8 protein-coding genes are annotated in these 8,508 nt (G+C 72.6%); 6 read left to right on the top strand and 2 right to left on the bottom strand.

Annotated elements, in window-relative coordinates; translation table 11 throughout:
• The first annotated feature begins 399 nt into the window (after positions 1-399).
• The 6 genes from rpsB to rlmN all read left to right on the top strand — a co-directional run bounded on the left by rpsB (position 400) and on the right by rlmN (position 6,623).
• The gene (rpsB, locus tag ACIQOV_RS15165; protein WP_401048734.1) at positions 400-1,284 is read left to right on the top strand and encodes a 30S ribosomal protein S2; all 885 of its coding nucleotides are present in this window, start codon (positions 400-402) and stop codon (positions 1,282-1,284) included.
• Between the two features lie 129 nt (positions 1,285-1,413).
• Positions 1,414-2,253: a translation elongation factor Ts gene (gene tsf / locus ACIQOV_RS15160; RefSeq protein ID WP_401048732.1), complete on the top strand. Its 840-nt coding sequence runs from the start codon at positions 1,414-1,416 to the stop codon at positions 2,251-2,253.
• A 261-nt stretch (positions 2,254-2,514) separates the two neighbouring features.
• Entirely contained in the window at positions 2,515-3,279 is a 765-nt protein-coding gene (gene pyrH, locus ACIQOV_RS15155; RefSeq protein WP_329929692.1) for a UMP kinase, read from the top strand.
• Between the two features lie 98 nt (positions 3,280-3,377).
• Positions 3,378-3,935, top strand: a complete 558-nt coding sequence (gene frr, locus ACIQOV_RS15150) for a ribosome recycling factor (protein ID WP_359900627.1) — start codon at positions 3,378-3,380, stop codon at positions 3,933-3,935.
• Positions 3,936-4,216: 281 nt separating this feature from the next.
• Positions 4,217-5,440 (top strand): phosphatidate cytidylyltransferase, encoded by a 1,224-nt coding sequence (locus ACIQOV_RS15145; RefSeq protein WP_401048736.1) that lies wholly within the window; start codon positions 4,217-4,219, stop codon positions 5,438-5,440.
• A gap of 82 nt (positions 5,441-5,522) precedes the next feature.
• Positions 5,523-6,623: a 23S rRNA (adenine(2503)-C(2))-methyltransferase RlmN gene (rlmN, locus tag ACIQOV_RS15140; RefSeq protein WP_359900630.1), complete on the top strand. Its 1,101-nt coding sequence runs from the start codon at positions 5,523-5,525 to the stop codon at positions 6,621-6,623.
• A 19-nt stretch (positions 6,624-6,642) separates the two neighbouring features.
• Here the strand turns inward: rlmN and ACIQOV_RS15135 are convergent, their stop codons facing one another.
• Both ACIQOV_RS15135 and ACIQOV_RS15130 read right to left on the bottom strand, forming a co-directional pair.
• Positions 6,643-7,794, bottom strand: coding sequence for a hypothetical protein (locus ACIQOV_RS15135; RefSeq protein ID WP_401048729.1), 1,152 nt, complete (start codon positions 7,792-7,794; stop codon positions 6,643-6,645).
• Between the two features lie 10 nt (positions 7,795-7,804).
• Positions 7,805-8,377: an ABC transporter ATP-binding protein gene (locus ACIQOV_RS15130; RefSeq protein WP_401048727.1), complete on the bottom strand. Its 573-nt coding sequence runs from the start codon at positions 8,375-8,377 to the stop codon at positions 7,805-7,807.
• Positions 8,378-8,508: the final 131 nt, after the last annotated feature.

Here is an 8,508-nt window from a genome sequence, read left to right as displayed (position 1 = left end):
CCACGACGCTCGTCCGATCTCCCCATCGAAACCCGCCCACCCCGGCCGGTCTCCGGGCTCCCCCCAGGTCTTCGGCGGGCCCCCGGCCACGCGTGGAGTCGCTCGCGCCTCGGCGCTTCCCGTACACTTCACACGCGACCCGGTCCGCCGGGTCGACTTCGCACGCCCCGCCACCGGCGGTCGGACGCGGTTCGTCCGCAGCCCCGCCAGGTGCGAGTGCCGCTCGGTCCGCCGAGCTCGACCGGCCCCCGGGCCGGGAGGGTTCAAGCGGCTCGGCACGTTCGGGGCGTCAGGCGTGGCTGTCACCTGGCCGCCACGGACAAACCGAGCCTGACCCGGCTGTGGGCGATCGCTGCGAGGCAGTGCCGCCGCCGGGCCGTAACACCAAGGAGCACGGCAATGGCCGTCGTCACGATGCGGGAGCTGCTGGAGAGCGGCGTCCACTTCGGTCACCAGACCCGCCGCTGGAACCCGAAGATGAAGCGCTTCATCATCACCGAGCGCAACGGCATCTACATCATCGACCTCCTGCAGTCGCTGAACTACATCGACCGCGCCTTCGAGTTCATCAAGGAGACCGTTGCCCACGGCGGCAGCGTCCTCTTCGTCGGCACGAAGAAGCAGGCCCAGGAGGCCATCGCCGAGCAGGCCACCCGCGTGGGCATGCCCTACGTGAACCAGCGCTGGCTCGGCGGCATGCTGACCAACTTCTCGACCGTCTACAAGCGCCTCCAGCGCCTGAAGGAGCTCGGCGAGCTGGACTTCTCGGACGTGGCCGGTTCCGGCCTGACCAAGAAGGAGCTCCTGGTCCTCCAGCGCGAGCACGACAAGCTGGAGAAGACCCTCGGCGGTATCCGCGACATGCAGCGCGTTCCCAGCGCCGTCTGGATCGTGGACACCAAGAAGGAGCACATCGCGGTCGGCGAGGCCCGGAAGCTCAACATCCCGGTCGTCGCCATCCTCGACACCAACTGTGACCCGGACGAGGTCGACTACAAGATCCCGGGCAACGACGACGCGATCCGCTCCGTCACCCTGCTGACCCGCGTGATCGCCGACGCCGTGGCCGAGGGTCTCAAGTCCCGCGCCGGTGTCGCCAAGGGCGACGCCAAGGCCGAGCCGGGTGCCGACCAGCCGCTGGCCGCCTGGGAGAAGGACCTCATCGAGGGCGAGAAGAAGGCCGAGGAGGCCCCCGCCGCCGCCGAGGCCCCCGCCGCTGAGGCGCCCGCCGAGGCGCCCGCCGAGGAGGCCCCCGCGGCCGAGGCGCCGGCCGAGCAGGCCTGACGTACCAAGGGTGAGGGGCACCCGCCGGTACGAAGCCGGCGGGTGCCCCTCTCTCCCGCGCCGGGACCGGACCATCGGTCCCGGCGCCACTCCACGCAGACACGCGAGACGCGAGAAGAGATTCACACCATGGCGAACTTCACCGCCGCGGACGTCAAGAAGCTCCGTGAGCTCACCGGCGCCGGCATGATGGACTGCAAGAAGGCCCTGGACGAGGCCGAGGGCAACGTCGAGAAGGCCGTCGAGTTCCTGCGCATCAAGGGCCAGAAGGGCGTCGCCAAGCGCGAGGGCCGCGACGCCTCCAACGGCGCCGTCGCCGCGCTGATCGCCGAGGACAAGAAGTCCGGCGTCCTGGTCGAGCTGAACTGCGAGACCGACTTCGTCGCCAAGGGTGACAACTTCGTCAAGGTCGCCGACGCCATCGCCGCCCACGTCGCCAAGACCGCCCCGGCCGACCTGGACGCCGCCCTGGCCTCCGAGATCGAGGCCGGCAAGACCGTCCAGCAGTTCGTGGACGAGGCCAACGCGACCCTGGGCGAGAAGATCGTCTTCCGCCGCTTCGCCCAGTTCGACGGTGACGGCTTCGTCGCAGTCTACCTGCACAAGACCAGCCCCGACCTGCCGCCGGCCGTCGGCGTCCTGGTCGAGCTGGACAAGGAGAACGCCGAGGTCGCCAAGGACGTCGCGCAGCACATCGCCGCCTTCGCCCCGAAGTACCTGTCCCGCGAGGACATCCCGGCCGAGGACATCGAGAACGAGCGCCGCGTCGCCGAGGCCACCGCTCGCGAGGAGGGCAAGCCGGAGGCCGCCCTGCCGAAGATCGTCGAGGGTCGCGTCACCGGCTTCGTGAAGGAGTTCTCGGTCCTGGAGCAGGCCTTCGCGAAGGACAACAAGAAGACCGTCGCCAAGGTCCTCGAGGAGAACGGCGTCACCCTCAAGCGCTTCGCGCGTTTCCGCGTCGGCGCCTGAGCCACGTTCCACCTGGTCCCCGGCCCCTTTACGCTGGGAACCGCCCCCGCCCGCTGATCGGGGCGGGAGGAACGCCGAACGGGCTCACCCCGCGCCTATCCCCAACGGGCGGGCTCGCGTCGGCACCATGAACGACGAGGAGGCCATTGCCGTGCAGGACACCGAACCGGTTCCCGCGGCAGTGGCCTCCTCTCGTGTACGCGCAGGCGGGGCATCCGCACACCCGCGCCTGTGACCAGTAGGTGCAAAAAGGAGAAGTCCATGCAGGAGACGCAGGAGACCGCGCAGGACCCCAGGGACGGCTCGCGCCGCCGGGTGCTGCTCAAGCTGTCCGGTGAAGCCTTCGCCGGTGGCGGCGGGCTCGGCGTCGACCCGGACGTCGTGCACGCGATCGCCCGGGAGATCGCCACCGTCGTCCGTGCCGGTACCGAGGTCGCGGTGGTCATCGGCGGCGGCAACTTCTTCCGGGGCGCCGAGCTCCAGGTCCGCGGCATGGACCGGGCCCGCTCCGACTACATGGGCATGCTCGGCACCGTCATGAACTGCCTGGCGCTGCAGGACTTCCTGGTCAAGGAGGGCATCGAGACCCGGGTCCAGACCGCCATCACCATGGGCCAGGTCGCCGAGCCGTACCTGCCGCTGCGGGCCGTCCGGCACCTGGAGAAGGGCCGTGTGGTGATCTTCGGCGCCGGTATGGGCATGCCGTACTTCTCCACCGACACCACGGCCGTCCAGCGCGCCCTGGAGATCCACGCCGACGTCCTGCTGATGGGCAAGAACGGCGTGGACGGCGTCTACGACTCCGACCCGCGGACGAACCCGGACGCGGTCAAGTTCGACGCGCTGGAGTACTCCGAGGTCATCGCGCGCGACCTCAAGGTCGCCGACCTCACCGCGATCACGCTGTGCAAGGACAACAACCTTCCGATGCTGGTCTTCGAACTGCTGGCGGAGGGCAATATCGCGCGCGCGGTGAAGAGTGAGAAGATCGGCACACTCATCAGCCAGGATTCTGTCCGGGCCTGAGCAGCAACCAGCCGTACTGGACGGCGCCGACGCCGGGACCGGCCACCGCGCCGACACCGGTCGGGACAACAGCAGATGAACCGGACAGGGAGACCACAGTGATCGAAGAGACCCTCCTCGAGGCCGAGGAGAAGATGGAGAAGGCCGTCGGCGTCGCCAAGGACGACCTCGCGGCCATCCGCACCGGCCGTGCGCACCCGGCGATGTTCGCCAAGATCGTCGCGGAGTACTACGGCGCCGTGACGCCGATCAACCAGCTGGCCTCCTTCTCGGTGCCGGAGCCGCGGATGGCGGTCGTCTCGCCGTTCGACAAGACCGCGCTGAAGGCCATCGAGCAGGCGATCCGCGACTCCGACCTGGGCGTCAACCCGTCCAACGACGGCTCGATCATCCGCGTGGTGCTGCCCGAGCTGACCGAGGAGCGCCGCCGGGAGTTCATCAAGATCGCCCGCACCAAGGGCGAGGACGCCAAGGTGTCGATCCGCGCGGTGCGCCGCAAGGCCAAGGACGCCATCGACAAGCTGGTGAAGGACGGCGAGGTCGGCGAGGACGACGGCCGCCGCGCCGAGAAGGAGCTCGACGACACCACGGCCAAGTACGTGGCCCAGGTCGACGAGCTGCTGAAGCACAAGGAAGCCGAGCTGCTCGAGGTCTGATGAACGACGCCCCTGACGCCCCCGGCTACTGGGGCCCGTCCGACCAGCAGTTCCAGCCCCACCATCCGGCGCCGCACCCGCAGGCCGCCCGTACCCCGGCCCATCCGGTGCCGGGGTACGGCGCGCAGCCGGCGCCGGCCCAGGGACACCCCGGCCACCCGGGCGGCCACGCCGTGCCCCCGGGTGCGCCGGGCGTCGCCCACGGGGCGCCGGGCCTCCGTTCGGATCAGTCGCAGCAGCCTCCGGTGTACTGGGGCGGCGACGCGGAGGAGACTCAGGTCATGCCTCCCGTGCCGGCCGAGCCCGGTCCGCCGCCCGGCGCGCCCGCCCACGGCCGGTCTGCCGCCCACGGTCGGCCCCCGGCCCACGGCCGGCCCGCCACCGGTGGCCCGGCCGGGCCCGCCGAGGGGCAGGGCAGGGAGTCCGGCCGGCTGAACGGCCCGCTGTTCCGGGAGGACCAGCCCGAGCCGGTGCCGTCGGGCGTGACGGAGACGGTCGTGCTGCGCGCGATATCCGACGACGTCCCTCCCGCCCCCGGCCGCGGCACCCCGCCGCACCCGGGGGCACCGGTGCATCCCGCGCCGCCGGCGAACCACTTGGCGGCCGGGCAGCCCCACTTCGTGCCGTCGTCCCACCCAGGGCAGGAGACACCCGTGGCCGCCCAGTCCGCCCCGCAGCCGCAGCCGCGCAAGCAGCGCGGTGGCCGTAACCTCCAGGCCGCCATAGGCGTGGGCGTCGGCCTGGGGGCGGTGATCGTCGCCTCGCTGTTCGTGGTGAAGGCGCTGTTCCTGGTCGTCGTGATGGCCGCGGTCGCGGTCGGCGTCTGGGAGCTGACCAGCCGGCTCTCCGAGCGCAAGCAGATCAAGGCGCCGCTGATCCCGCTGGTCGTGGGCGGCGTCGCCATGGTCGCCACCGGTTACTGGTCCGGCATCCAGTGGGCGGCCGCCGCGCTGGCGCTGACCGGGCTGGCGGTGATGGTCTGGCGGATGGCCGAGCCGCCGGAGGACTACCTGCGGGACATAACGGCAGGCGTGTTCACGGCCTTCTACGTGCCGTTCCTGGCCACCTTCGTGGCGATGATGCTGGCGGCCGACGACGGCCCCCAGCGGATCGTGCTCTTCCTGATCGTGACGATCTGCAGCGACACCGGCGCGTACGCGGTGGGCTACAAGTTCGGGAAGACCAAGCTGGCCCCGACGATCAGCCCGGGCAAGACCCGCGAGGGCCTGGCCGGCGGCATCGCGCTGTCGATGCTGGCGGGCGCGCTGCTGATGCAGCTGATGATCGACGGCGGCAGCTGGTGGCAGGGCCTGATCCTGGGCGGCTGCGCGGCGGTCACCGCGACCCTGGGCGACCTGGGCGAGTCGATGATCAAGCGGGACCTCGGGATCAAGGACATGGGCACGCTGCTGCCCGGCCACGGCGGCATCATGGACCGGCTGGACTCGCTCCTGCCGACCGCCCCGGTGGTCTGGCTGCTGCTGGCCGCGTTCGTCGGCAGCTGACCGGCGCGTACGAGACGTACCAGGGAGGGCCCCGGACGCCTGGCGTCCGGGGCCCTCGCGCGTCTGCGACACTGGAACAACCATGCCTAAGCCCGGAGAACTCACCTTTGTCGCGCCGCGCGGCGCAAAGCCCCCGCGACACCTCGCCGACCTGAGCCCCGCCGAGCGCAAGGAGGCCGTCGCCGAGCTGGGCGAGCAGCCGTTCCGCGCCAAGCAGCTCTCCAACCACTACTTCGGCCGGATGTCGAACGACCCGGCGAGCTGGACGGACATCCCCGCCGCCAGCCGGGAGAAGCTCACCGGGAGCCTGCTGCCCGAGCTGATGTCGGTGGTCCGGCACGTCTCCTGCGACGACGACGCCACCCGCAAGACGCTCTGGAAGCTCTTCGACGGCACGCTCGTGGAGTCCGTGCTGATGCGCTACCCGGACCGGGTCACCATGTGCATCAGTTCGCAGGCCGGCTGCGGCATGAACTGCCCGTTCTGCGCCACCGGCCAGGCCGGCCTGACCCGCAACCTGTCCACCGCCGAGATCGTCGAGCAGATCGCCGCCGGGATGCGCGCGCTCAAGACCGGGGAGATCCCGGGCGGCGAGGCGCGGCTGTCCAACGTGGTCTTCATGGGCATGGGCGAGCCGCTGGCCAACTACAACCGGGTGCTGGCCTCGATCCGCCGGCTGACCGACCCGGCGCCGGACGGCTTCGGCCTGTCCCAGCGCGGCATCACGGTCTCCACCGTCGGTCTCGTCCCGGCGATGCACCGCTTCGCCGACGAGGGCCTCAGCTGCCGCCTGGCGCTGTCGCTGCACGCCCCGGACGACGAGCTGCGCGACGAGCTGGTGCCGGTGAACACCCGCTGGAAGGTCGCCGAGGTGCTGGACGCGGCGTGGAACTACGCGGAGAAGTCCGGCCGCCGGATCTCCATCGAGTACGCGCTGATCAAGGACATCAACGACCAGGCCTGGCGGGCGGACCTGCTCGGCCGGCTGATCAAGAACCGTCGGGTGCACGTCAACCTGATCCCGCTGAACCCGACCCCCGGGTCCAAGTGGACGGCCTCCCGGCCCGAGGACGAGCGCGAGTTCGTCCGCCGCCTCCAGTCGCACGGCGTGCCGACGACCGTCCGCGACACCCGTGGCCAGGAGATCGACGGCGCCTGCGGCCAGCTCGCCGCGGCGGGCTGAGGCCCGCTCCGGGAGACCGCTACCGGAGTCCGGCGGCCGCCAGTGCGGCGGTCGCCCCGCCGGTCAGCAGCAGTGTGCTGCCCACCGCGAGGGTGCGCAGCGCGACCGCGCCGAACAGCAGTCGGGGCGAGGTGCCGAGGCGCAGCAGCGCGTGGGTGACCCCGCGTCGGTCGGTGCGGACCTCGGCGAGCCGGTTGACCACCGCGGCGGCCGCGCAGCCGAGGACCAGGCAGGCCTCGACGGCGGGCAGCGCGTCGGCGCTGTCGGGCGTGCCGATCCAGTAGCGGACGGTGGTGAGCACCAGCGCGACGGCGAGGGTGAGCACGGCCAGCGGCGCGCCGAGCCGGCGGGCCTGGGCGGTGAGGCCGCGCCCGGCCAGCAGCCGCAGCGGGGTGGGCCGCCCGACGGCGAGCAGCCGCCCGGCCCAGGCCAGCAGCGGGCCGGTGAGCAGCGCGAGGCCGAGCGCACTGGCGGCCCAGCCGAAGAGGGCGGCGGTGCTGGTGGAGCCGAGCCCGGCGGGCAGGTGGATCGGACGGCCGTCGACGGCGGCTCCGGGCCGCAGGGCGATGAGTTCGAGCGCGGCGCCGATCACGCCCAGCCCGGTCGCGAGGGCGATCCGCCAGACGCCGAAGCCGGTCGGGGCGGGGGTGCGGCCGCCGGGCAGGGTGTCGGTGACGGAGACCGCGCAGGCGGCGGCGCCGGCGGCGGTGAGCGGGACCAGGGCGAGCAGGGTGAGGGGCGCGGCGGGCGGCAGCGGCACGCCCATGCCGAGGTCGGCGGCGAGCGCGGGTCCGGCGACGTCGTTGCGCAGCACCAGGAAGAGCAGCAGGGTCAGCACGCTGCCGAGGGTGCAGGCGAGTGCGACCTCGCCGGCGATCAGCGTCCGGATGCGGCGGGAGCCGGCCCCGGCGGCGGTGAGGCCGGCGATCCGCTCGGGCCGGCGGGCGGGCACCGCGCGGGCGGCGACGGCCGCGAACCAGGCGAGGGCGGCGAGCGGGGGCAGGCACCAGAGCAGCCGGACCAGCGGGTCGGCGCCGCCGATCTGCTCGCTCATCGCCCGGCCGAGGGAGCGCAGCAGGAAGGCGGCGACCACGGCGGCGGCCGCTGCGGTGAGCAGCCAGCGGCCGAGGTCGGGCACCCGGTAGCCCCGGGCCAGACGGAGATAGAACACGTCGACCCTTTCAGCGGCGGGTGGCCGTGACGGCGGGCGCTCCGGCGGCCCCGGGGGCGGTGATGCCGCGGGGGACGGGTGCGGCGGGGGCGGTGAGCCGTCCGTCGACGAGGGCGACGGCGCGGTCCGCGAACCGGACGAGCTCGGGGTCGTGGGTGGCCAGGACGAGGGTGAGCTGGTGGGACCGCGCCGCGCTGGTCAGTATCCGCATGACCTGGTCGGCGGCCTCGCGGTGCAGCGGGGCGGTGGGGTCGTCGGCGAAGACGACGGGCGGCAGCGGGGCCAGGGCGCGGGCGACGGCGACCCGCTGGCGGTGGCTCTGGAGCAGGCGCTCGGGCCGCAGCCGGGCGCAGTCGCCGACGTCGAGGCGTTCCAGCCACTCGTCGGCGGCGGTGTAGGCGGCCTTGTTGCCGGCCCCGGCGAGCAGCAGCGGCAGCGCGACGTTCTCCCGGGCGGTCAGTTCGGGCACCAGGTGGGGCTCGGAGCCGACGAAGCCGAAGCGGTCGCGGCGCAGCCGTTCGCGGCCGGCCCGGGCGAGGGTGCGGCTGGCCGCCGAGCGCGGCCTGCCGATGCTGCTCGGCATGCACTCCGGGGACGACGACAAGCTGCGGATGCTGGAGCTGTACCGGACCGCTGACCTTGATGTCGTCCGCGGCGTTGTCGTTGATGGCCTTGCCCTGCGGGCCGAAGATGCCGCCGTTGGCCGACAGCAGG

Origin of the sequence: Kitasatospora sp. NPDC091257 (assembly GCF_044757675.1) — a bacterium.
Taxonomy (GTDB): Bacteria; Actinomycetota; Actinomycetes; order Streptomycetales; family Streptomycetaceae; genus Kitasatospora; species Kitasatospora lactacystinica.
Note: the sequence above shows the minus strand (reverse complement) of the source record. Positions and strands in the feature narration are given on the sequence as shown.

Coding starts and splice junctions, on each gene's coding strand:
- ACIQOV_RS15130 (WP_401048727.1), bottom strand. CDS start 8,377: ATGCCGAGCAGCATCGGCAGGCCGCGCTCGGCGGCCAGCCGCACCCTC.
- rpsB (WP_401048734.1), top strand. CDS start 400: ATGGCCGTCGTCACGATGCGGGAGCTGCTGGAGAGCGGCGTCCACTTC.
- rlmN (WP_359900630.1), top strand. CDS start 5,523: ATGCCTAAGCCCGGAGAACTCACCTTTGTCGCGCCGCGCGGCGCAAAG.
- pyrH (WP_329929692.1), top strand. CDS start 2,515: ATGCAGGAGACGCAGGAGACCGCGCAGGACCCCAGGGACGGCTCGCGC.
- ACIQOV_RS15145 (WP_401048736.1), top strand. CDS start 4,217: ATGCCTCCCGTGCCGGCCGAGCCCGGTCCGCCGCCCGGCGCGCCCGCC.
- tsf (WP_401048732.1), top strand. CDS start 1,414: ATGGCGAACTTCACCGCCGCGGACGTCAAGAAGCTCCGTGAGCTCACC.